Raw genomic sequence first — 23,492 nt, forward strand, 5'->3', positions numbered from 1 at the left:
TAGTTGGTGGGTGACTGCCTGCGAGGGTAGGAAGCTGCCGCGCTTTGTTTTTATTCCGGATTAGCTCAGTTGGTAGAGCACCTGACTGTTAATCAGGTTGTCGTCAGTTCGAGCCTGACATCCGGAGCTAAATAACCAGTCCAAGCGGGCTGGTTTTTTTGTATGATCAGGCCTATTTTTGCGAGACAGTTGTGGTTACGACGTTGAGGCTATTCGGATTGGAGTAATAAAATAGGTCCCGCTAATTGACATTAGCAGGACCTATTTGTGAAAGATGCCGTCTAAAGGATTCGAACCTTCGACCCTCGGTTTACGATACCGATGCTCTGCCAGCTGAGCTAAGACGGCATGATGTGTTTCATCACAACAAACGTAATTATACAGGAGGGAAAAGCCGGTGTAAACCCCTTTTTAGGCAAAACAACAGGCCGCGCCAGGGGCGTTTTCAAATCATCAAAATGATGCCCAATGCTGTCGAGATAGCCCAATCAACAAAAAACAGTGCGCCGGAACCACACTGTTAGCTCATGCCTGAGAAGTATATTTACTCGATTTCAATAACCATAATTGGCTGGAGCATTACCGAAATCTTCAATCTTTACGACTAAAACGTCCGGTACTGTGATCGTGGCACCCATAGTAGACTCATATGACGTTGTGCCAAAGCTAGTACCATAGAAGGTTATCTTGTCGCCCTCTAGCACCCGTGAACCTGCCATGATTCCAGGATCGTATTCAACTAAAACCACATCAGAGTATTTACCGTTGATGCCAACACGAAGGTTATTTACCTCATCACCTTCCATGACTTGAAGTACCTTGCCTGTCATTTGAAACTTCCGGTACTTGTACTCGTCCGGAGTACGGGCAAGGTTTTCAAAAGTAATTCCGGTGCTATAGTCCGCTGCGTTAAACGATTCTGATGAAGATGTGTCATCTTCAGAGTCATACTCCGATTCATCTTCAAAAGAATCATCGGTTGAAGTGTCAAAATCGGTCTCATCATCAACGCTTTCAGTTTCGTCCTCTGCTGGTTCTTTAAGGCCCGCTCCTTTAAGTGCGAGGGTGTCAACCGATTCTACCAAGCTAAAAGCGTCGCCGTACTCGTATTGTTTGATTGTGGCGAGCAGTTTTACGGTCGGTTTACCGTAAATGTAATCTGTATAAGTGACAATGTGATCGCTATTGGCCTTCAGTGATTTTTGGACGTAGCCATCATAATAGACTGTGAGATACTTCGCTTCCACAGGTAGTTTGACACTCACTTTGGCGTTATAGGTTGCGCCATTGTATTTTACAAAGACATCGTTAGCTGTAACCCCAGATTCAATTTGCATTTTGTCCTTGTTGCATGCTGATAATATTAGGATAGTAAACAAACCAAACACGACCCAAAACTTTTTCATGTTGTCGTCCTCCTTTTCCCTTCTCGCCAGGCGTCTGCCTTGAATCGAAAATCAGCATACACAACGCCTCTCAACAAAAAAGTGGTATCAAATCGAAAAGCGATGTGCAGTGAACAATGACCCAAGCAATAGATATTTCGCTTGAAAGAGGAAAAGTCCTCAGAGCTCTAATCAATTTAGGTTCTATGGTTAAACCCCGGCACTGCTTGCGAAGTATTGTTATACTGGACAGATGAGCAATTAACCAAGGGGGAAACAAAATGGCAAAGCGGAGGCGGCAGCAGTACCGCTCGTTGGGCGTGGTTGTGGCGGTGCTGATTGCCTTAGTCGGCTGGGGCGCTAATCAACTAGGCGTGCTGCAGCAAAAAGGTGAGGCAGGCACCACCATTCAGGCGCCGGCGGCTAGTGGCGTGCAAGCCAAGCTGGAAGGGCTGGATTACAAAAATGATTCCGCCCCGGTGGTCACGGTGGATCACAATCAATCAGGGTTGAATATGCGGCAATGGCAAGGACCACAGATTATCTATGGCAACTTGGACAGTCTCAATCGCACGACGACCAATACCGGGTATCTGAACAAGCAGACCTTGATCCAGTCGGCGGGGCGGCCGAGCCAGCAGTTTGAGCCCACTGGGTGGCACAATCGGTATACCTTAGTGAATGGCAAGCGGGTCAATCGTCAAAATCGCGGGCATCTGATTGCCTACACGCTGTCCGGGAACTTGGATGTGGATGGTAAGTTCCAGCAAGGTGAGCTCGGCTCTAGTGACAATCCGAAGAACCTGGCGACCCAAACGGAATATGCTAACCAGGTATTGATGCAGCCATATGAGCAGCAGGTGCGCGATGCGATTGCCAATGGCCAAAAAGTCATCTATAAGGTCACTACGATTTTCCGCGGTGATGAGCTGATGCCGCGCGGCTACTGGCTACGCGCCAAGTCGGATGGTAATCTGGATTTTAATGTCTATATTTTCAACGTCCAAGCCGGCATCAAGTATGATTACGCGACCGGACGCAGCGTGGTCGACCAAAGCGTTAAAGTGCCGCAGCAGTAACTTAAAAATGCCTACCCTGACTTGAGCCAGAGTAGGCATTTTGCATTCGTTAGTCATCATCGCGGAAACGCAGTTCTTCCTTGTCTTCTGGTGGCGCCACAATGGGTGAGCCTTGCCAAAAGACGATATCAAGGCTGTTGTCAGGGTAGCGCTGGTATGTGATGTCCAATTCATCAAACGTTTTTTGCATGATGGCAAAATAGACTGACAGCGGGGCAGTTTCCAGCCGCCCGGATAACACCATCAGATACTTGACCATCTCTTCAAACAGGGCCTGAGTCAAGCCAATGGGCTGGGTGAAGGCCAGGTCGATATAGAGCAAGTCCTCTGTGTCCCGGACGATGCCGACCTTTTTCAAGGGAAAGCCGCCAAAGGTTCCAGCATCTTGGAGGGTGTAAACGATGTGCTTGGCTTGGCCCTTGGTGAAGGCCGGTTTTTTGAACATTAAATGCCACATGGCCATGGCGCTGGCCTCCTTTAAACCGTGATCTTTCATTTCGAGTATAGCACACTGCGGTGAGGTGGTTTGGTTCGACTCATTTGAATAATTATTAAGTTCTAATTGAAAGCGCTGCGCCACTCATAAATCACACATTTTAAGACAAAAGTCGGCATTCTGAATGAGTCCCTAGTAAATAGGCTTTTCGAGACGATACAAGGTATAAAATGTGAAACTTACAAAGAGTCTCATGAGAGTTTTTCGGTGCCCTTTTTTTCATATTGAGAGCATAATCATTCACGCTTATAATGTTTCTTTGTATTCTCAGCGAAATCGATTCAACGTATTCACGAGATGAGAGGAAGTATTATTTTCGATGAAAGAAAAATCTAAAGACCGCGCCTTTATGGGGCATCCGCGGGGGCTGCTCACCTTATCCATGACGGAATTCTGGGAACGCTTCTCGTATTATGGGATGCGCGCGATTCTCATTTATTACATGTACTATTCCGTCGCTAAAGGTGGGCTGGGCTTTGATCAAGGCACCGCCCTGTCGGTGATGTCCATTTATGGCTCCTTGGTCTACCTGAGTTCGACCATTGGCGGCTTTATTTCCGACCGGTTGCTTGGCGCGCGGCGCACCGTCTTTTGGGGCGGGGTGCTGATCATGTTTGGTCATATTGTGCTGAGCCTGCCGTTTGGCGCCGGCGCTTTGTTTGCCTCGATTGTCCTGATTGTGATTGGGACCGGCCTACTTAAGCCCAACGTGTCTGAAATGGTCGGAAATTTGTACGGAGAAAAGGATCTTCGCCGCGATTCCGGCTTCAGTATTTTCGTCATGGGGATCAACTTGGGTTCCTTGATTGCGCCGCTCATCGTCAACTGGGCGCAGGTGAAGTTCAATTTCCATGTCGGCTTTTCGCTCGCAGCCTTCGGGATGGCGATTGGGCTGATTGTCTATGCCATCGATAGCCGCAGGTATATCGGCGAACAGGATAACCAGGCCCCAGATCCGCTCAAGCCTAGCGAGCTCAAGCCCTTGCTGATCAAAGTGGCTGGCGGGCTGGCCGCTGCCATCATCGTGCTGGGCATCATGGCGGCCACCGGCAATTTGACGATTGCTAATGTCATTATGCTACTGACGATTATTGCCATCGCGGTGCCAATCACTTATTTTGTGATGATGCTGACGAGCAAGAAAGTCACCAAAGTGGAGCGCTCGCGGGTGTGGGCTTATGTACCGCTGTTCATCGCCGCGGTGATTTTCTGGGCGATTGAAGAATCTGGCTCCAGTGTGCTGGCGGTGTTCGCCGCGAACCAAACCCAGCTGACCTTTGGCAGTTTCAAAATCCTGCCAGGCTGGTTCCAGATGCTTAATCCGCTGTTTATTTTGCTGTATGGGCCGGTGTTTGCCACCTTATGGGTGAAACTGGGCAAAAAGCAGCCGAGTTCACCGAAGAAGTTTGCTTACGGACTGCTGTTTACCGGGGTGTCTTACCTAGTGATGATGCTACCGCTGATGCTGGCGGGTACTGACGCGCGGTTCTCGCCGCTGTGGCTGGTATTGTCATGGGCGATTGTTGAAATTGGGGAAATGCTGATTTCTCCAGTGGGCTTGTCTGTGACCACCCGGCTGGCGCCTAAGGCTTTTGCTTCCCAGATGATGAGCATGTGGTTCTTGGCTGATGCGGCGGCGCAGGCGGTTAACGCCCAGATCGTGCGGCTGTACACGCCAAGCACCGAGTTGGCTTACTTCGGGATTTTCGGCGGCCTGACCATTTTGTTCGGGCTGGTGATGTTCCTGATTGTGCCTCGGATCGAAAAGCTGATGCAAGGGGTCAACTAACCTGACGGCCGCGAGAAGCGGCGGTGGGCTCCACTTGGGGCGCGCAGCCTGCTGTGCGGCCGGTTGGAGCTACAAAGCGGTCTCCAACCTAGTTTCGAAGCCGCAGTCGCTACGCTCCGATGCGTCTTCAAAACTGCCGCGAAAATCAGCCTTTAGCCTGCCCAGAACGCAGGTTAAAGGCTGATTTTCGATTCACGGCAGGCAACGCACCCCAAGCTCCGTTGACCGCCGCTTCCCGCTTGTTAGGACGAGCCCGGTGCCATAAGCGTTGCGCCAGATCGGTGGCTGGCATCATGGTATTGGCGGCGTTCAGCCAACAAACACTTGTAAAAGCCGCTTTTCTTCTATTCTTCAGTTGCAGTTGTTGGTTCGCTAGTAAAGCGCCGCATCCAAGCGGCTAACAGGGTGATCAGAACCGCACACCCGCCAAAGACCGCCCAGGCCAGGGTGGGGCTGCTGAGGTTGGCGATGCCAAGGAACAAGGCGGTGCCGGCAGGGGCGCCAATCATGATCAGGGTTTGCAAGGCACTGGCGACGGTGGCAAGGTGCTGGTTGTCCACGCGGCTCATGATTTCCGCCGAGAGCCGCGGGTTGATTTTACCGATGGGATAGCAGGCAATGACCAAAAGCGCCACCATCGCGAAATTGTTTTGCCAGACGACGAGATCAAGCGCCAGCAGGGCCAAGGCGCCGGTGGTGATCATGGTCAAAGCTGGCAGGGACCAATGCTGCAAGCCGTCATGCATGAATAAGGCGGCGATGGTGGTGCTCAGCGAAGCGCTGATGCCGATGATGGCCAAGGTGACGCCGAAGTCATGGGCGAACCAGAGGCTGGTCGTGTTGGCAATCAGCACCGATAGGAGGCCATCAATGCTGGTGCCCAGGGCGTTGACGCCCACGGCTAAGATGATGATGGCAAACAAGGCGCGGTCTTGCACCATAAATTGCATGGCGCGTTTGAAGCCTTGGACCATGTTCTCTGGGGCAGCCTCGACTTGTTCAGCCGCCGCCGCGGTATCAGCGGCCTTAAATTGATGGCGGCCTTGGAGTAAGACTAGGGCTGCCAAGGCAAAGCTGGCTGCGTTGATCAGGCCAAAAGCCACATAGTTATGGTGCAGCATCAAAATCAGGCTCGTGCCCACGGCTTGAAAGACCATGCTGATAATGTTGCCAACCCCGGACAGAAAGCCCAGGCCGCTTTGATACTCGTCTTGGCTGTGCAGGATATGCTTTTGATAATGGAAGATGAGATTACCGGTAAAATCGGCAATCAGGTCGGAACCCACGTTAATCGCCAAGAGGATGGCGAAAGTCGCCAGCGTGCCTGGGGCCTGAATGATGATGGCAAGGCCCACATAAAGTGCTGCTTGCACCAGCCGCAGCCAGAACATGAAGCTGAACCGGCGCTGGGCGGGGGTGTGATCCGCCAGGTAACCGGAAGGCATCGTCACCAGCGTGGGCAACAAGTTGGCGAGGGTGACCAGTGACAAGGCGAGCGTTTTGAAGGGGAGGGTCTGGGCGTAGATCATAAAAACAAAGTTGAACATGACAGAGCCGATATTGCTGAGGAAAGCGGCGTTAGCGAGAATACGGAAAGGTTTGTTTGTACGATAAATGTTCATGATGATGACCTCCAAGCTTTGATGAGGTCATCATAGTTGACAATCTGCTCGCCTCCCGGCATATTTGTCATATATGTCAAAAGAAGTGAGGAAAAGCATGACGAATTATGGCCAAATTTATCGCCAGTTGCGGCAAAGCAAAGGCATCACCCTGGATGCCGTGGCCGCCGAAACTGGCTTAACGAGTTCCTTTATCTCACGGTTTGAGCGCGGAAAAAGCACGGTGTCACTGCCGAATTTCGAGGCGTTGCTGACCGCGATCAATCTGGCGCATCCAGAGTTTTGGTATCATGCCCAGCATGCGGATTTGCCGGCGGGGCTTAATGCCGACGAGGAGAAAATGGTCTTGGTGCAGCGACAACTGCCGTTTTTGTCGCCGTTTCTCAAGCAAACGGATTATTCCAGTGAGAACGTCAGCGAGCTGACGCAGGCTCGTGATGAGGCGCTTGCCGCGTACCGGGCGGTTTCAACCCGCAACCGCCACTTTAATTATCTGTTCTACCAAGGACTATTGGCGCTGGTTTCGCATCCTGACCAGCCGGTGCCAGGGCGCTGGTCGCTACCGGTGACGCAGTACTTGCAGCAAGTCGACAGCTGGGGTGTTTATGAAGTGCAGTTGTTCAAGCTGTTTATGCCCATGATGCCCACGCAGCTAAATTTGCAGCTACTAAAAATCGCGGTGAAGCTGACCAAGCAGCTCCAGGCCACACCGGTGTATGAGACGATGTTATTTGATTTACTGTTCGGTGATTTCAGCGCGCAGCTAGCGGCGCACGAGTTACCCGCGGCCAAACAGATTCTGACATTGCTCGATGCAGCCGCTTTGAAAAACTTGGAGCCGCTTGTCCGGCGCTTTGCGCATGGTTGGCTAGCGATTGTGGCCGGACGCCGCGCCGAGGGCCAAGCCATCTGTCAGGCGGCCATCGATTTGATGCAAGCAGTTGAGCAGCCGGCCATGGCGCAGCTGTGGCAAAAAAGGCTGCAGTATTTTCTGGCGGATGAGAAGAATACAATGGTGTTTATCAGTCTATAAAGGAAGGTGCCCATGGTGAAGCTCGGTTTTAGTGTTGATAACCATTTCGACGTGAACCGCATTGATTCCGATGAAGCGGCGCGGCAGCAGGCAGCCTACCTGCTGGCGCATCATTACGGCGTTTACATCAATGCCGGCGATAGCTTCAATGATTTTCAAAAGACGCTTGCGTATTATCACCATCTCCAGCAGCTGGTGGGCTCGGCGGTGCAGATTCGCTTCCTGGCGGGCAACCACGATTTGGTCAAAGGCATCAGTTATGAAGATGCACAGCGGGCGATTGACCCGCTGTATCTGCATGAACAATCGCTGACGGTCGGGGACAATACAGTTATCATCGGCAACAACGGCTGGTATGACTATTCGCTGGCCCCGCAAGACTTGCAGCAAACCGCTGATTTTGCCCAGTGGAAACGGGCGTACTGGATAGATTCAGCGATTGATCAACCGGTCACTGATGCTGAGCGCATGGCGCGCGTGCTGACCACTACGCGCCAGGCGCTGGCGGCGAACGCCGGGAAGCGAGTGATTTACGTGACCCATTTCGTGCCGACGCCAGCGGCCATGTATTACAGCCCTGAACATCAGTGGTGGCAAATGGCCACCGGGATGATGGGTTCCGCCAAGCTTGGCGCCATGTTGGAGCAGGCGCAAGTTGCGGCGGTGGTGTTTGGCCATTTACACCGCCGGCAAGCGCCGCTTAAGCGTGGGGTCACCACATATTTTCATCAGCCCATGGGCTACGGCCTGAAGCGGCTGAACGAGTGGTCAACTGCCGACTGGTTCCATGAATGGGAATCGACGCTGGTGACGCTGACAGCATAAGGGCGTGGAAAAGGATTGCATTTGCGGCAAATTTTCGCTATCCTAATAAACGTTGATTGATGGAGGATTAGCGAAGAGGCTAAACGCGACGGACTGTAAATCCGTTCCTTCGGGTTCCTAGGTTCGAATCCTAGATCCTCCAGTTCTGGTCAAGTAGCGGCGGCTACTTGGCCTTTTTTGTCGGAGGTGTGTGATGATAGTTGAAACCGAACGACTTTTTGTCCGGGAAATGACCGCAGCGGATCTACCGTCTCTGAAGGAACCCTTGCAAGACCCCAAGGCGATGTACGCCTACGCCCATACTTTCTCGGATGAAGAAGTGGTGGCATGGCTCACCAACAACCGGCGGCGGTACCGTGAAGATGGGTTCGGGTTGTGGGCGGTGATTCGCCGCAGTGACGGGCAATTTATCGGCCAGTGCGGGCTGACCAAACAAGTCTTCCGTGACCAGTCGGTGGTCGAAATTGGTTATTTACTGGCCCGACGGTTCTGGCATCACGGCTATGCCAGTGAGGCGGCAGCGGGGGCCAAACGATACGCCTTTGAACAGCTCAAGGTGCCAGAAGTATGGTCCATTATTCGCGACACCAATTTTGCGTCGATGAATGTCGCGATTAGAAACGGGATGCTCGTCCGCGGGCGGATGATGAAACATTACTACGGCATCGAGATGCCTCATTATGGGTTTTCGGTGCGGCAGGGAAGCTGACACCCGCCACAGGGCAGTTGCGCTGCGCTGGGCAACGCCCGAGCAGCTAGGTACACCTCGGCCCTCGAAGTCAAAGTGCGACTTCAATGTTCGAGGTTAGGCTACCTGTCGGGCTAAGTACGCCCAGCGCCACAGCCTTTTCTAATTGACAGTCCCCACCGCAACAGCTAGGCTGAAAGAAAACGAGTAGGGAGCGATGGCAATGAAAATCGGCTTTATCGGCGCAGGCAATATGGCGCAGGCCATTATTCAAGGATGGTTAAAGGCCCAGACAGTGGTGCCGACCGATATCTTGATCCACGGCGGGACACCGGCGCACTATGAAACCTATGCGGCGAAAATTGGCGTGCAGGCGCTGGCTTCCAATCGCGCAGTGGTCGAAGCGAGCGACTATGTGGTGCTGGCAGTGCACCCCGAACTGGCGTCGGATGTGATTGATGAAATCGCGCCCGCCTTGGCCGCCAAACCGGTGCCGATTCTGTCGTTGCTGAGCGGGGTCTCGTTATTGCAACTAGAAGGCGATCTTGGCACCAAAGCCATCCCGTTGGTGCGCGTGATGCCGAATTTGAATGTGGCGATTAATGCCGGGATCACAGCGTATGCCGCCAATGAAGCGGCGGCGACTAGCTTGCCAGCAGTGGTTGATTTACTGAAGGAGCTCGGTGAGACCATTGCGTTGCCGGAGGCTGATTTTTCGACCTTTGTGGCGTTAGCCGGTAGCTCGCCAGCGTTTGTCTACATGTTCATCGATGCCCTCAGCCGCGCTGGGGTGAAGTACGGTCTGACCAAACAGGCCGCCACTAAGATTGCGGCGCAAGCGGTGCTCGGTAGCGGTGCCATGGTCGTTGCCAGCAGCGATAGCCCGATGGATCTCGCTGATAAAGTCGCCAGCCCCGGTGGCACCACAGTGGCAGGGATGCTGGCGATGGAAGCGGCTGGTTTCATGCCATCAGTGGTGGCAGGCGTGGATGCAACCATCGCCAAGGACCAAGAATCGCGGTAAAGGGTTGCTATTTCGGTCTATACCATTTACAATAATGGTGATAGCACCGTGGGTTTAGGAAAGGAATGGGGCAGCGTGGAATCGCCAGTTTATATTCAAATCCATAATCAAATTCGGCAGGAAATTGAAGCTGGTAAATGGCAAATCGGCGATCGCATCCCAAGCGAACGCGACTTGGCGGTGACCTTCAACGTGTCGCGGATGACCTTACGCCAGGCGATTCAAACGCTGGTCGATGAAGGTATTCTTGAACGGCGCATTGGGGCCGGGACCTTTGTGGCCAATCGCAAGGTGCAGGAAAAAGTGTCCGGCGTCACCAGTTTTACGGACATCATGATTGCCCAAGGGAAAAAGCCTTCCAGCAAAACGATTTCCTACCACGTCGCCAAGCCTTCCTTGTCGGAAAGCGAACAGCTCAAGCTGGCTGACGGTGATCAAGTGCTGCGCATGGAGCGCATTCGGTTCGCGGACGAGACGCCAATTAGCTTTGAAGTGGCCACGGTCCCTTATGAGCTGGTCAAGATGTTCAGCAAGGCCGAAGTGACCAAATCCTTCTACCACACTTTGGAGAAAAAAGGCGGCTATGTCCTCGGCGGGGCGCATCAAACCGTCAGCGCCATGACGGCTTCCGAGCGGATTGCGGAATTTCTCGACATTCGCCGCGGGGATGCCATCTTGCGGTTGCGGCAGATTTCTTATCTGCAAGATGGCCGGCCGTTCGAATATGTGCGGACCCAATATGTGGGCGAACGCTTCGAGTTTTATCTGGAACGCTAAAAATAACAAATCACTGCGCGTCTTGGCGATACGGCCAAGACGCTTTTTTGTTGGCATGATCGCCTGAAAATTTCATGGCCGCCTGGTCGGTGAATTTTCATCTTGGGCCGTCGCTGAGCGCCATTTTAGCCTGACAAAACCTGAAGATTCGGCTGAATAAGCGAATCAAGTGCCGCGACGGCGCCTGGGTTTGGTATAATGGTGAGCAACTGGAAAGAATGAAACTAGCTGATCGCCTCGGGCAACCGGTGGCAGAAGGAGCAGAATACTTATGAAATATGCAGACGACAGCTTAGTCTTGCATACCGACTTTTACGAGCTGAACATGATGTACACGTATTGGCGGCAAGGCATTGCCGAACGCAATGCGGTGTTTGAAGTGTACTTCCGCACGTTGCCATTTGGCAGCGGCTTTGCGGTGTTCGCTGGGTTGGAACATGTCGTCAAGTATTTGCAAGATTTGAAGTTCACCGATGATGACATTGCCTACCTGCGGGAAACCACGCCTTATCCTGAAGAATTTTTGACCTACCTAAAGGACATGGCGTTCACCTGCACGGTGCGGTCGGCGGTTGAAGGCGACTTAGTGTTCAACAACGAACCCATCATGCAGGTGGAAGGCCCGCTGGCGCAGGCGCAGCTGGTAGAAACCGCAATTTTGAACATGCTGAACTATCAGACCCTAGTCGCCACCAAAGCCGCCCGGATTCGCGCGGTGGTCGGCGACGATCCGCTGATGGAATTCGGCACTCGCCGCGCGCAGGAAACGGAAGCGGCCATATGGGGCACCCGGGCTGCGTATATCGGCGGCTTCAATTCCACCTCTAATGTCCGGGCCGGCAAGCTGTTTGGCATTCCGATTTCCGGCACTCATGCCCATGCTTTGGTGCAGGCCTATCGCGATGATTATCAGGCCTTCAAAGCTTACGCCGAGGTCAATCATGACGTGACCTTCCTAGTGGACACCTATGACACGTTGCGCTCTGGCGTGCCAGCGGCGATCAAGGTGGCGCGCGAAATGGGCGACCGCATTGATTTCCAAGCGGTGCGCATTGATTCTGGCGATATGGCCTACATCTCCAAGCGCGTTCGCCAGCAGCTCGATGAGGCTGGCTTTACCGACACCAAAATTGTTGCCTCCAATGACCTGGATGAAAACACAATTCAGAGTCTGAAAATGCAAGGGGCCAAAATCGATGTCTGGGGCGTCGGCACCAAGGTGATCACTGCCTACGACCATCCTGCGCTGGGCGCGGTTTACAAGCTGGTGTCGATTGAAGACGAAACGGGTGCGATGGTGGACACCATCAAGCTGTCCAGCAATGCGGAAAAGGTTTCGACCCCATCTAAAAAGCAAGTGTGGCGGATTACGCGCCACTCCAACGGCAAGTCCGAAGGGGATTACATTGCGCGGGCGGAAGAAGAAGTGGCCGGTTTGGATGAACTCTACATGTTCCATCCCAGCTATCCCTACATCAACAAAACCGTGCGTGATTTCGATGCCCGGCCGGTGCTCAGACTGATTTTTGATCAAGGCGAACAGGTTTACCAGCTGCCAAATCTGAGTGACATCCGCGAATTTTGCCTGCGCAGTGTCGATTCGCTGTGGGACGAATACACCCGGGTGCTGAATCCACAAGAATACCCAGTCGATTTGTCTCAGACCTTGTGGGACAACAAGATGGATCTGATCAAGCATGTGAAGACCAAAGTGGCTAAACAGCAACTATAATTGTCCAGCGACAGCGGGGGCCGCGGCCTCCGCTGCTTTGAATCAAAGGAGAGTACTATGCGTCCATTACAACAAACGATTATCGATGACTTACACGTTGTGCCAACCATTGACCCGCAAACCGAACTGCGGCGGTCGGTTGATTTTCTCAAGGCTTATCTCAAAAAGTATAGCGGCCTTAAAACCTATGTCCTCGGCATTTCCGGCGGTCAAGATTCAACATTGGCCGGGGCAATGACCGAAATCGCCGTTAAAGAGCTGCGCACAGAAACTGGCGATGAAGCATACCGTTTTATTGCTGTGCGCCTGCCTTATGGAGAGCAGGCCGACGAAGCCGACGCTATGGCCGCCATCGACTTTATGCAAGCTGATGAAACCATGCGCGTGAATATCAAACCCAGCGTTGACGCGATGACCGCCGCAGTTGAAGCCAATGACCTCGCTGTCAGTGACTTCAACAAAGGCAACATCAAGGCGCGGGCTCGCATGATCGCCCAGTACGCCATTGCCGGGGCGCGGCAAGGGGCCGTGATCGGTACCGACCACGCCGCTGAAGCCGTGACCGGGTTTTACACCAAGTTCGGCGATGGTGGGGCGGATGTGACCCCATTGTCGCGCCTAGACAAGCGGCAAGGCGCTGCGATTTTGAAGTTGCTCGGCGCCCCGGCGCACCTCTACGAAAAAGCCCCAACCGCCGATCTGGAAGAAGACCGCCCGGCCTTGCCAGATGAAGTGGCCTTGGGCGTATCGTACCGTCAAATCGACGACTACCTGGAAGGTAAAACCATCGACGAAGCCGCTGCCGAGAAGATTGAAGCCTGGTATCTGAAGACAGCCCACAAGCGACACTTGCCGATTACGGTGTACGATACGTTCTGGAAGTAGGCACGAGCCAACTCGGAATCTCTTGACCTGCTCGGCCGTTACCGCTAATACTTGCAAAAACTGCAGTGGACTTGTTATACTGAGACCACACATAAGGGAGTAACTAGCGGCCTAGCCGCGGTAACGCCACCAACTAGGAAAAATTCTGGTGTTACCTGAAACTGTGAGACTTGTGCGCTGTTTAGACAGCGACAAGTCTCTTTTTTTCAAGTTAAGCCCGCAGAGGAGGAAAACTGATTGGCTGATAAAGCATTTTATGCAATCACATCTGACGAAGCGCTGAAGCGAGTTCAGACCACGGTGGCTGAAGGTTTGAGTGCTGACACGGCGGCTCAGCGTCTGGCCCAAAATGGCCCGAACGCCTTAGCGCAAGGGAAAAAGAAAACCCTCGCCGAGCGGTTCTTGGATCAATTCAAGGACTTCATGATCATGGTCCTGCTGGCGGCAGCCTTGATCGCGGGTTTTGTGGTTCACGAATGGGCCGACGCTGGCATCATTTTGGCCGTAGTGATCTTGAACGCGATTTTCGGCGTGTTTCAGGAAAGTAAAGCCGAAGAAGCCATCGATGCCTTAGCTAAAATGGCCACACCAAACGCCCATGTGCGGCGCGGGGGCCAAATCCTGACCATTCCCAGCTCTGAGCTGGTGGTCGGGGATATTGTGCTGCTGGAGGCCGGTGACGTGGTGCCAGCCGATCTGCGCTTGGTGGAATCGGCCAATCTGCAAATCGAAGAGTCGGCGCTGACTGGGGAATCCGTGCCAGTGGACAAGCAAGTCGAACCGTTGACCGGCGCTGACATTGGGATTGGTGACCGCACGAACATGGCGTTCATGAACTCGAACATCACTTACGGGCGTGGGGTCGGCGTGGTGGTCGCCACGGGGATGCAAACAGAAGTCGGGCGCATTGCCGGCATGTTGAATGCCGCGCATGAAACCACCACGCCGCTGCAAGATAACCTGAAAGCCTTAGGGAAAACCCTGACCATCATGATTTTGGTGATTGCGGTGATTGTCTTTGGCGTCGGTGTGTGGCGCGGTGCCGAAAGTGTGCCGGAAATGTTCCTGACCGCCATTTCACTGGCCGTGGCCGCCATTCCAGAAGGCTTACCGGCGATTGTCACGATTATTCTGGCCTTAGGCACGCAGAAAATGGCCAAGCGTAACGCTTTGGTCCGGAAGCTTCCGGCGGTGGAAACCCTGGGCTCCACCGACATCATTGCCTCGGATAAGACCGGTACCTTGACCCAAAACAAAATGACGGTGGAAAAGGTGTACTACGATGGCGCGCTGCACGACGCTAGCGCCGGCATCACCTCGGCCAACCCAATCATGACCATCATGAACTTTGCTAACGACACGCAGGTCCAAGATGATGGCAAGTTGTTAGGTGATCCCACCGAAACCGCGCTGGTCGCCTATGGGAAAACGCAAGGCTTTGACCTTGATGCCGCCTTGGCCAAGGAACCGCGGGTGGCAGAAGTGCCGTTTGACTCGGAACGGAAACTGATGACCACCATTCATCAGCTGGCTGATGGCAGTTATCTAGTGGCGACAAAAGGCGCACCGGATCAGCTGCTCAAGCGCACTACCCAGCTGGCTACCGGCGATGCCGTGGCACCGCTGACCGAAGCCGATCAAAAACAAATTTTGAGTGCCAATAAAGGCATGGCCACCCAGGCGCTGCGTGTGTTGGGGATGGCTTACAAGCATTTGGACACGTTGCCAAAGACCATTGATACCACCACCATCGAGCAAGACCTGATTTTTGCTGGGTTGGTGGGAATGATTGATCCAGAGCGCCCAGAAGCGGCCAAAGCCGTCGCGGAAGCTAAAGCGGCAGGCATTCGGCCAATGATGATTACTGGTGACCACCAAGATACCGCCGAAGCGATTGCGGCGCGGTTGGGGATTATCGAACCTGGCGACGATGCCGCGGTGATTACTGGCGCCGAGCTGGACAAGCAAAGCGATGCCGAATTTGAAAAGAATGTCACCAAGTACAGCGTCTACGCGCGCGTGGCGCCGGAACACAAGGTGCGGATTGTTAACGCTTGGCAGAAGCGCGGCAAAGTCGTGGCGATGACCGGCGATGGCGTTAATGATGCGCCGGCGTTGAAAGCCGCTGACATTGGCATTGGCATGGGCATCACCGGCACCGAAGTCTCCAAAGGGGCCTCAGATATGGTGCTGGCGGATGATAACTTCTCGACCATCGTGATTGCCGTTGAGGAAGGGCGCAAGGTCTTTTCCAACATTCAAAAGAGTATCCAGTACCTTTTGTCCGCCAACCTCGGTGAAGTGTTGACCTTGTTCATGATGACCATGCTGGGCTGGGATCTGCTGGCGCCAGTGCATATCCTATGGATCAACCTGGTCACCGACACCTTCCCAGCGATTGCGCTGGGCGTTGAACCCACCGAACCAGGCATCATGAAGCAAAAGCCGCGCGGCCGCGCTTCCAACTTCTTCACTGGCGGCGTTGGCCCGGCGGTGATTTGGCAAGGACTACTGGAAGGGGCCTTGACCTTAGGCGTGTACTTTATCGCCATCACTTGGCCGGTTCACTCCAGCTACGCCGCAATTCATGCCGATGCACTGACCATGGCGTATGCGACCTTGGGCCTGATTCAACTGTTCCACGCCTTCAACGTGAAGTCGGTGCACCAAAGCCTCTTCACTGTGGGCGCCTTTCGGAACAAAGCCTTTAACTGGGCCATTTTGGTCAGTGGCTTGCTGCTGGCCGTGACGATTTTGGTCCCAGGCTTTAACGTCCTGTTCCACGTGACTACCTTGGATCTCTTCCAATGGGCAATTGTCTTGGGCGCTGGCGTGGCGATTATTGTCATCGTCGAAATCGTGAAATTTGTTTTACGCGCTACCAAAAAACGGTAAACTGGGGAGCGGAGGTTATTTCATGAATAAAAATCAGCAAAAAATGGTCCACTACAGCAACGTGATGAACGCCGTGATGAGTGGCACCGAAGAAGAACAAAACCGCTTAAGCCCCAAGTTCACTGCTTTGCGCAAAGCTATCGACGACAAGCAACTCACTGAATTCGACGCTGGTGAATACACTAGCACCCACGAATTATTTACCGCCGGCACCGCGCACTACGCTGAACTCTTGGCCCAGCTGGAAGGCACCATGCCGCCAGCCCGGTTCATCGGCACGCACAAGCGCCTGATCAGTGCCTATCGCGATTTTGTCGCCGGCTGCGAAGCCATGACCGCCAGCTTAGGCGAAACGCCCGCTGACCTGGATCAGCCGGCCTTCGACGCTGCCGAAAAAGCGCAAGATGATGCCACCGAGCACATTTTGACGCAACTCAGTAAGATTACGCGCCTCGCGTAGACCCAAAGCAATCAGCTCAGGCTGGTTGCTTTTTTGGTGGGGCTTTAATGGATTGACCCGTTAGATCAATTGATTGTGGCGGTAGTCCACGAGAAAGATTGCCCAGTTAAGCATACTGTTATCTAGCGGGTGCGGCTGGTGAGGCAGAGGCGTTGGGCCGCCGCGAAACAGTTGGGACACGAGGTGACTGCGCTTTTTGCAGGCAGCTCCTGTGCCAACTGGGGGCAATGGGAAGACGACACGGAGCGGAAGCGATGGTCGGCTTCCCGTTGAGGCTGGAGACCGTACTGTGGCTCCAGCCGTCCCCCGCAGCAGCCCAAAGCCGGCGCCTAGCCGCACCCGCGCCCCTAAAATCAAAAAAGTTTGATTTCCCAGTTGACAGCAGAAATCTGAACTCGTAACATAAAGGCATCGAATTCAAGGAGGACACCAACATGAAGCAGTACACTACCGAAATTAATGTTCGCTGGCAAAGCCAACTGTAGGTAGGTCGCAAGGCGCGACCTGCCAGATGCGCAGGTCGTGTCTATGTTGGCGTTTTACACGTGTCCGCATAGACCCCGCTTAATTTGGGACTATGCGGATTTTTGTTTCGGCAGATTTCCGCACACCTGTGCACAGAAGTCTGCCGATTTTTTTGTGGAAAAGGGGAGTACAACATGAAACGAATGATTGGATTAATCGTGGTGTTACTGGGCTTTTTGGGGTTTGCCTTTGTCACCACCAGCAAACCAGAAGCCGCTAAGCCGAAACAGCAGGTGCAAACCGTGGGGATTTTGCAGCTGATGAGCCATCCCGCGTTGGATGCCATTCATAAAGGCATTATCGCCGGCTTGAAGGACGAAGGTTACACCGTCGGCAAAAACGTCAAAATCGATTTTCAAAACGCGCAAAACGATCAAAGCAACATGAAAACCATGTCCGAACGCTTCGTCAACGAAAAAGCCGACGCCATGATCGGCATCGCGACCCCGTCAGCGCAAGCCTTAGCGGATGCTTCCAAGAAAATTCCAATTGTGCTAGGCGCCATCACCGATCCCAAAGGTGCCGGGTTGGTGCAGGACAATCAAAAGCCCGGGGGCAACATCACCGGCGTGTCTGACCAAGCCCCGCTGAAAGCGCAGCTGAAGCTGGTCCGCAAGCTGATGCCAAACGCCAAGCGCTTAGGCGTGATTTCCACTTCCAGTGATGCCTCGGCTCAGGTTCAAGCCAAAATGGTGACCAAAGCGGCGCCGGCAGAAGGCTTCACGGTGAAGAACTTCACCATCGCCTCGACCAATGATTTGCATCAGGTGGCGGCCCAAATGGTCACCCAAGTCGATGCCATTTTCGTTCCGACCGATAATACGATTGCCGGTGCGATGCCGACGCTGGTCCAGGTGGCTAACAGCCGCAACATTCCGGTGTTCCCAACGGTGGATACCATGGTCAAAGACGGCGGGGTGGCCACGCTGGGCCTGAATCAATATCAACTCGGGGTTGAAACCGGCAAGATGACCGCGGCCATTTTGAACGGCAAGGATCCTGCCACCACGCCGATTCACTTTGAGAAAAAAGGCAAGCTGATTATCAACCTGAAGCAAGCCGCGAAGATTGGGTTGACGATTCCAGATTCTGTCATCAAAGACGCTGAAAAGAATGGGGAAGTGATCAAATGATTAGTTTAGGGGTATCTGCAATTGGCCAAGGGCTCTTGTATGGGCTGCTTGGGGTCGGGTTGTTTTTGACCTTCCGGATTTTGGATTTCCCAGATATGACCGTCGAAGGCACATTTCCGCTCGGGGCGGCGGTGGCCGTCAGTGCCATTTCCCATGGCATTTCGCCGCTGATTGCGACATTACTGGCGATGCTGGCCGGGATGGCGGCTGGGGCGTTAACCGGATTTCTGACCACCACTGGCAAGGTGCCGATTTTGCTGGCCGGCATTCTGGTCATGACTGGTTTGTATTCCGTTAACCTGCGCATCATGGGGGCCGCGAATGTTTCCTTACTCAACAAGGCGAACCTGTTCAACGCGCCGTTTTTGAAAAACTTACCACCATACTTTGACAGCGTGGTAGTTGGCCTCATCGTCGCCGTCATTGTGGTCGCGCTGCTCATTCTGTTCTTGAACACGCAGATTGGCCAGGGCTTTATCGCTTCCGGGGATAACCCGACCATGGCCCGGAGCCTCGGCATCAATCCGGCGCACCAGCAAATCCTTGGTCTCGTGGTTGGTAACGGCTTGGTCGGCATTGCCGGCGCCTTGATTGCCCAAAACAACGGTTATGCCGATGTCAACATGGGGATTGGCGTCATTGTCATCGGCCTGGCCGCCATCATCATTGGCGAGGTACTGTTTGGCGAATTGACCTTAAGTCAGCGGCTGGTGGCTACCGTGCTTGGTAGTATTCTCTACCGCTTCGTCCTCCTGTTGGTGCTGGCGCTGGGCTTTTCGGCCAACGATTTGCAGCTGCTGTCGGCCATCATCTTGGCGATTGCCATCATGGTGCCAACCATGGAGCACAAGCTGCGGATCCGGCGCGTTTTGAGAAATGGGGTGCAACACAATGACTGATGTGCAATTACAAGTAGAAAATGTTGCGGTGAATGTGGCGGTGGGTGATACCGCCCGCGCCTTGCTCAAAAATATCAACCTCAGCGTGAAGCCCGGTGAATTTGTCACAGTGCTCGGTGCGAATGGGGCTGGGAAGTCCACGCTGTTCAATGCTATTACTGGCGATGTGCCAGTGGCTGGCGGTCGCATCACACTGGCTGGCCATGACATCACCGATGAGCAGCCTGAGCGGCGGGCGCGATTGATTGCTCGGGTCTTTCAGGATCCGAAAATGGGCACCGCGCCGCGGATGACCGTGGCTGAGAACCTGCTGTTGGCCAGCCGCCGGGGCAAGCGCTTGTCGCTGGGTTCCCGCCAGCTCAATGCGCGCCTGGCTGAGTTCAAGACCCTCGCGGCGCAAACGGGCAACGGGCTAGATCAGGCGCTGAACAAGCCGACCGAGGAACTGTCGGGGGGCCAGCGCCAGGCCTTGAGCCTGTTGATGGCGACGATGACCAAGCCGGAATTGTTGCTGCTGGATGAACACACCGCAGCGCTGGATCCCCACACCAGCAAGGCGATTATGACTCTGACGCAGGCAATCGTCAGTCGCGAAAACCTGACTTGCCTGATGATTACCCATCAGCTTGAAGACGCGCTGGCTTATGGCAACCGCATGATTGTGCTAAAAGATGGCCAGATTGCTTTTGACTATGATGCTGAAGCCAAGGCCAAGTTAACGCGGGCCGATTTGCTGGAATACTTTGGTTAAACGTTAGGAGGCGCAGTGTGTCTAATCAGGAACTACAACAGCTGGTTGAAGCCGTTTCGCTGCGCGATTTTCACCGCCCGTTTGTTCATCGCGCCACCTTTAACCGGCGCCTGCGCAGCACCGGCGGGCGGTTCCACCTACCAGATGAAAACTTGGATTTTAATCCAAGCCTGTTTGCTGCCGGAGACGAAACAGTGCGCATTGGCATCATTCGCCATGAACTGTGCCACTACCACTTGTACCGCCTGCATCGCGGGTATCATCACCGCGACCATGATTTCAAGCAGTTGTTAGCCCAGGTCGGCGGCTTGCGCTATGCGCCGCGGCTGACCAGCAAACCGGTGCGGTACTTGTATCGCTGCAGTTATTGCGGACTTGAGTATCCACGCCAGCGCCGGATTAATCTACGGCGTTTTGCTTGCGGACGGTGTCATCATCCACTGGTGCTGGTGGCGGCGAATTGAGCAAAAAAGGCGGAAAGCCGTTGACATTGCCGGTGTGCTCCCATATACTATTTCTTGTGCTTCTGGCATACCATGCGGGTGTGGCGGAATTGGTAGACGCGCAAGATTAAGGATCTTGTGATCATTGTTGATCATGAAAGTTCGAGTCTTTTCACCCGCATAGAATTTACCGGTTCATAGAACGATGTAGCCTCACGATACGGTTGTAAAACCGCTAATCGTGGGGCTTTTTTGTTACCCAAAATATCACAGCTTCACGCACGTTCTCGCCAGAATACGGTACAAATCCGGTACATTACAATCGGTACCGTATTCGTAACATTGTTTTACGTTAAATCTACAGTTAAACGGCGGTTTTGAAGGGTTCATCCAACTATCAATCAGGTCGTAGATGACCGTCTCAAGCAAATCTTTCAAGCGCTCGGTAAAAACTTTAACCAGACGCTGTAAGTTAGTAGCAGGGGAGCAATACCGGCCGCCAAGATTTATCAGCAGATCATCAAAGAGACCACTGCCGATGTGCTAGCTGGCTTTAGGACACATGATCAGGCACTCAGGGCTAACATCACCGGTAGCGCGACAAAGGCATTGACCTCAGACTGTTCGCCAAGACACAGAGGGAGCTTAGAGAGCTATGCACGTTTAGTCGTAGACAACACTAGCTGCCGCGCTTTCCAAAGGGTACGAGATCAGGCGGCCGATTACCTGGCGTAGATACCTCGTCATGAGCAGACATGAGGTCAGCCGTGCTGCCTGCGCGCCCATTCAGGGCAAGCTAATTACCACCAGACTCGGAGAGCTTCACCGAAGCTAACACAGGTGATCACTGCTTCAGCTTGTATGATCACGGCTACGGCACGCCGTCAGGCACATTTGGTATCAACTTCCACCATCTCAAATGGCTATATGTGCCAAGTGCAAGATCAGACAACCAGTCTCAGTATAACCAGCAGGGGAAATCGCCAACGGTGATGTTGTTGCCAAGCAGTGTGAGGGGGAACTTCGAGTCCGTGGGTATAAGAAGCAGCTTGACCTTGCAGACAAGCTTGGTGATGAGTTTGGGGTTCTGAAATAGAGGCAATTCATTCATAAGCAGCAAAATGGCTTTGTGGGTTGGTCAAGGTAATTGATTTCGTAATTCGAGATTATGACCGTGAACGAGTATTGAGCTCGCTGGACAAGACTAAGTATGCTGGCAGCCGCTCAATGGTTAAGTGGCCTTCGGGTGTCTTGAATCACAGTGCAAATTATTACCGTGATGGACTAAAGGGGCAACTTATTACAGATGATTTTTGCATGGTGGCGAAAACTTTATGAGCAAATAGTGAAACGGCGTAAACAAGACGCTGTGCAAAACATTGCAGCAAATGCTAGGATTAATTTAAGGATGGAGAAAAAGAATGTTTCCTCCCGGATCCAGACATGGCAAAGTCATTGTTGTAGCTATCTGATAAGACCTAATGACTACAATGCCTATGGATTTTGTTATGGATAAGCATGAATTGGCAGAGGCAGACTTAATGCAACGGTTGGGCATGACCTATGAAGACGCTCACCGGATTGCGAACAAGATTGCTAATTACAAGAGAGCGTTGCAAGACAGTCAATAAAGGAGGTGTCCATTTTGATTATTATGAAGAAAGTCAGTGTTGATTCTGAAAAAGCCGTTTATAAATATTTCGTGGAAGGTAATCAAAGAGAATATGGAGTGGTTGAGCAGTCCATGGACACCTCCAAAATGCCAATAATCGTTAAATCCGATGGAGATTCTTGGCAGGCATATAGAAATCATGCAATCAGAAGTATTCACACCTTTGTTAGTGAAAAAAACTATCCAGACCAGAAAACAATCGCATGGTATTGATGAACGCTCGCCACATGCGGGCGTTTTAATTTGAGGCAAAAAACAGGGCTGATATTCAGCCCTGATCAGGTACAACTATAGATTGCAGCGCACATGCCCCGGCGGCTTCAATGGGTTTGAGTGGTCAGTGTGCTCGTTGATAATCTCTGGCAACCAGTTTTCAAAAGCCACAAGGGGGATGTTGGCTAGGCAGCCTGACCCTGTGATGATTTCGACCTGCCGTTGGTGGAGATGATTAACCTTTATCAGACAGTTTGCAACCAATATAGCAGAAAACACCTAAACTCACCTTGTGAAAGGGTCACTTTCAGCGGAATAGCGTATAAAAATGGTACATAGCTCAGCCTCGTGGTGACTGAAGTGCAATAGAAAAGTTAGACAATTTAGATTTTGAATTATGCAATCATGGCTTGTTCCCGATACTCAACTGGGGTCAAGCCATTTTTGTTTCTTGAAATTCTAACATTGTTAAACCAATCCACGTAACCGTTCACCAGCCTGCGCAGATCTGAGAGCGTGTTGATCTGATACCGATTCAAGCACTCACGTTTTAGGAGGTTGAAGAAGCTTTCGATGGGCGCATTATCGTGACAGTTACCTTTACGAGACATGCTTTGTGTAATGTTCATAGCCTTGAGACGTTGCTGGTAGTCTGCCATTTGATATTGCCACCCTTGATCAGAGTGAAGAGTTGGTTTGATGCCTTCTTTAAGGTGATGCTCCAATTCATCAAGTGACGCTTGAATCAAAGCTTTATTGGGAGAAGCACTGACAATAGCCGCGATCACTTCACGGCTGGCTTCATCTGTGATTGACGAGATATAGCCCCACTCGCCGTTGTACAACCGTACCTGGGTCACATCGGTGTGGAATACTGTGAGTGGCTGTGTGGTTTCAAACTTCTGATTCAAGATGTTAGGCGCAATGAGACCAACGTGACCTTTGTAGGAGTGGTATTTGGAAGTATGTTTAGAGTAAATCACACATTTCAATCCCATATCACTCATTAGGCGTCTAATTGTTTCCTCGGCATAGTGGAAGCCGACTTTGTCTGCTTCATCGTGAATTCGACGATACCCATAAGTCTCTTTCGAACCGAAAAAGCACTTCTTGATGAAGGCTTTGACCTCGGCATACTTATCAGGCTTCTTATCACGCCTAAGCCG

At 52.7% G+C, this 23,492-nt stretch carries 22 protein-coding genes and 4 tRNA genes; 21 read left to right on the top strand and 5 right to left on the bottom strand.

Annotated features, from left to right (window positions below; translation table 11 throughout):
- Positions 1 to 54 precede the first annotated feature (54 nt).
- Positions 55 to 127 (top strand) — tRNA-Asn (locus AAA927_RS12045).
- A 148-nt stretch (positions 128 to 275) separates the two neighbouring features.
- On the opposite strand, the gene AAA927_RS12050 is transcribed toward AAA927_RS12045, so the two are convergent.
- A tRNA-Thr gene (locus AAA927_RS12050) sits at positions 276 to 348 on the bottom strand.
- A gap of 206 nt (positions 349 to 554) precedes the next feature.
- Positions 555 to 1,406, bottom strand: a complete 852-nt coding sequence (locus AAA927_RS12055; RefSeq protein WP_338218058.1) for a hypothetical protein — start codon at positions 1,404 to 1,406, stop codon at positions 555 to 557.
- 260 nt (positions 1,407 to 1,666) lie between these two features.
- On the opposite strand from AAA927_RS12055, the gene AAA927_RS12060 reads away from it, so the two are divergent.
- Positions 1,667 to 2,464 (top strand): DNA/RNA non-specific endonuclease, encoded by a 798-nt coding sequence (locus tag AAA927_RS12060; RefSeq protein ID WP_338218059.1) that lies wholly within the window; start codon positions 1,667 to 1,669, stop codon positions 2,462 to 2,464.
- 49 nt (positions 2,465 to 2,513) lie between these two features.
- Here the strand turns inward: AAA927_RS12060 and AAA927_RS12065 are convergent, their stop codons facing one another.
- Positions 2,514 to 2,927: a hypothetical protein gene (locus AAA927_RS12065; RefSeq protein WP_338218060.1), complete on the bottom strand. Its 414-nt coding sequence runs from the start codon at positions 2,925 to 2,927 to the stop codon at positions 2,514 to 2,516.
- Between the two features lie 352 nt (positions 2,928 to 3,279).
- Between AAA927_RS12065 and AAA927_RS12070 the strand changes: the two genes are divergently transcribed.
- Positions 3,280 to 4,749: a peptide MFS transporter gene (locus AAA927_RS12070; protein ID WP_338218061.1), complete on the top strand. Its 1,470-nt coding sequence runs from the start codon at positions 3,280 to 3,282 to the stop codon at positions 4,747 to 4,749.
- A gap of 344 nt (positions 4,750 to 5,093) precedes the next feature.
- On the opposite strand, the gene AAA927_RS12075 is transcribed toward AAA927_RS12070, so the two are convergent.
- The gene (locus tag AAA927_RS12075) at positions 5,094 to 6,371 is read right to left on the bottom strand and encodes an MFS transporter (RefSeq protein ID WP_338218062.1); all 1,278 of its coding nucleotides are present in this window, start codon (positions 6,369 to 6,371) and stop codon (positions 5,094 to 5,096) included.
- 97 nt (positions 6,372 to 6,468) lie between these two features.
- On the opposite strand from AAA927_RS12075, the gene AAA927_RS12080 reads away from it, so the two are divergent.
- The 18 genes from AAA927_RS12080 to AAA927_RS12160 all read left to right on the top strand — a co-directional run bounded on the left by AAA927_RS12080 (position 6,469) and on the right by AAA927_RS12160 (position 22,326).
- Positions 6,469 to 7,404 (top strand): Rgg/GadR/MutR family transcriptional regulator, encoded by a 936-nt coding sequence (locus tag AAA927_RS12080; RefSeq protein WP_338218063.1) that lies wholly within the window; start codon positions 6,469 to 6,471, stop codon positions 7,402 to 7,404.
- A 12-nt stretch (positions 7,405 to 7,416) separates the two neighbouring features.
- Positions 7,417 to 8,229 (top strand): metallophosphoesterase, encoded by an 813-nt coding sequence (locus AAA927_RS12085; RefSeq protein WP_338218064.1) that lies wholly within the window; start codon positions 7,417 to 7,419, stop codon positions 8,227 to 8,229.
- Between the two features lie 61 nt (positions 8,230 to 8,290).
- Positions 8,291 to 8,371, top strand: a tRNA-Tyr gene (locus AAA927_RS12090).
- Between the two features lie 51 nt (positions 8,372 to 8,422).
- Complete coding sequence (locus AAA927_RS12095; protein WP_338218065.1) at positions 8,423 to 8,938, top strand: GNAT family N-acetyltransferase; 516 nt, start codon at positions 8,423 to 8,425, stop codon at positions 8,936 to 8,938.
- 202 nt (positions 8,939 to 9,140) lie between these two features.
- Complete coding sequence (proC, locus tag AAA927_RS12100) at positions 9,141 to 9,941, top strand: pyrroline-5-carboxylate reductase (protein WP_338218075.1); 801 nt, start codon at positions 9,141 to 9,143, stop codon at positions 9,939 to 9,941.
- Positions 9,942 to 10,016: 75 nt separating this feature from the next.
- Positions 10,017 to 10,718 (top strand): GntR family transcriptional regulator, encoded by a 702-nt coding sequence (locus AAA927_RS12105; RefSeq protein ID WP_125582777.1) that lies wholly within the window; start codon positions 10,017 to 10,019, stop codon positions 10,716 to 10,718.
- Between the two features lie 271 nt (positions 10,719 to 10,989).
- Complete coding sequence (locus tag AAA927_RS12110; RefSeq protein ID WP_338218066.1) at positions 10,990 to 12,450, top strand: nicotinate phosphoribosyltransferase; 1,461 nt, start codon at positions 10,990 to 10,992, stop codon at positions 12,448 to 12,450.
- A gap of 57 nt (positions 12,451 to 12,507) precedes the next feature.
- Entirely contained in the window at positions 12,508 to 13,335 is an 828-nt protein-coding gene (gene nadE, locus AAA927_RS12115) for an NAD(+) synthase (protein ID WP_338218067.1), read from the top strand.
- Between the two features lie 237 nt (positions 13,336 to 13,572).
- Positions 13,573 to 16,230: a cation-translocating P-type ATPase gene (locus AAA927_RS12120; protein WP_338218068.1), complete on the top strand. Its 2,658-nt coding sequence runs from the start codon at positions 13,573 to 13,575 to the stop codon at positions 16,228 to 16,230.
- A gap of 22 nt (positions 16,231 to 16,252) precedes the next feature.
- A complete protein-coding gene (locus tag AAA927_RS12125) occupies positions 16,253 to 16,690 on the top strand; it encodes a hypothetical protein (RefSeq protein WP_338218069.1) in 438 nt (145 codons plus the stop codon).
- 659 nt (positions 16,691 to 17,349) lie between these two features.
- Complete coding sequence (trpX, locus tag AAA927_RS12130) at positions 17,350 to 18,348, top strand: tryptophan ABC transporter substrate-binding protein (protein WP_125582767.1); 999 nt, start codon at positions 17,350 to 17,352, stop codon at positions 18,346 to 18,348.
- On the top strand, positions 18,348 to 19,247 hold the full coding sequence (locus AAA927_RS12135) for an ABC transporter permease (RefSeq protein WP_203633664.1): 900 nt from the start codon (positions 18,348 to 18,350) through the stop codon (positions 19,245 to 19,247). Before trpX ends, AAA927_RS12135 begins: the two co-directional genes overlap by 1 nt.
- Positions 19,240 to 19,998, top strand: a complete 759-nt coding sequence (locus AAA927_RS12140) for an ABC transporter ATP-binding protein (protein WP_338218070.1) — start codon at positions 19,240 to 19,242, stop codon at positions 19,996 to 19,998. The genes AAA927_RS12135 and AAA927_RS12140 overlap by 8 nt, the downstream gene beginning before the upstream one ends.
- 17 nt (positions 19,999 to 20,015) lie before the next feature.
- Complete coding sequence (locus AAA927_RS12145) at positions 20,016 to 20,462, top strand: SprT family protein (protein WP_338218071.1); 447 nt, start codon at positions 20,016 to 20,018, stop codon at positions 20,460 to 20,462.
- 74 nt (positions 20,463 to 20,536) lie between these two features.
- A tRNA-Leu gene (locus AAA927_RS12150) sits at positions 20,537 to 20,622 on the top strand.
- A gap of 323 nt (positions 20,623 to 20,945) precedes the next feature.
- Positions 20,946 to 21,176 (top strand): phage minor capsid protein, encoded by a 231-nt coding sequence (locus tag AAA927_RS12915; RefSeq protein ID WP_366150664.1) that lies wholly within the window; start codon positions 20,946 to 20,948, stop codon positions 21,174 to 21,176.
- Between the two features lie 773 nt (positions 21,177 to 21,949).
- A complete protein-coding gene (locus AAA927_RS12155; RefSeq protein WP_338218072.1) occupies positions 21,950 to 22,072 on the top strand; it encodes a hypothetical protein in 123 nt (40 codons plus the stop codon).
- A 14-nt stretch (positions 22,073 to 22,086) separates the two neighbouring features.
- The gene (locus AAA927_RS12160) at positions 22,087 to 22,326 is read left to right on the top strand and encodes a hypothetical protein (protein ID WP_338218073.1); all 240 of its coding nucleotides are present in this window, start codon (positions 22,087 to 22,089) and stop codon (positions 22,324 to 22,326) included.
- A gap of 395 nt (positions 22,327 to 22,721) precedes the next feature.
- On the opposite strand, the gene AAA927_RS12165 is transcribed toward AAA927_RS12160, so the two are convergent.
- A partial coding sequence (locus AAA927_RS12165; protein WP_338218074.1) for an IS3 family transposase occupies positions 22,722 to 23,492 on the bottom strand: 771 nt, incomplete at its 5' end.

The organism is Lacticaseibacillus salsurivasis (assembly GCF_036246225.1).
GTDB lineage: Bacteria > Bacillota > Bacilli > Lactobacillales > Lactobacillaceae > Lacticaseibacillus > Lacticaseibacillus salsurivasis.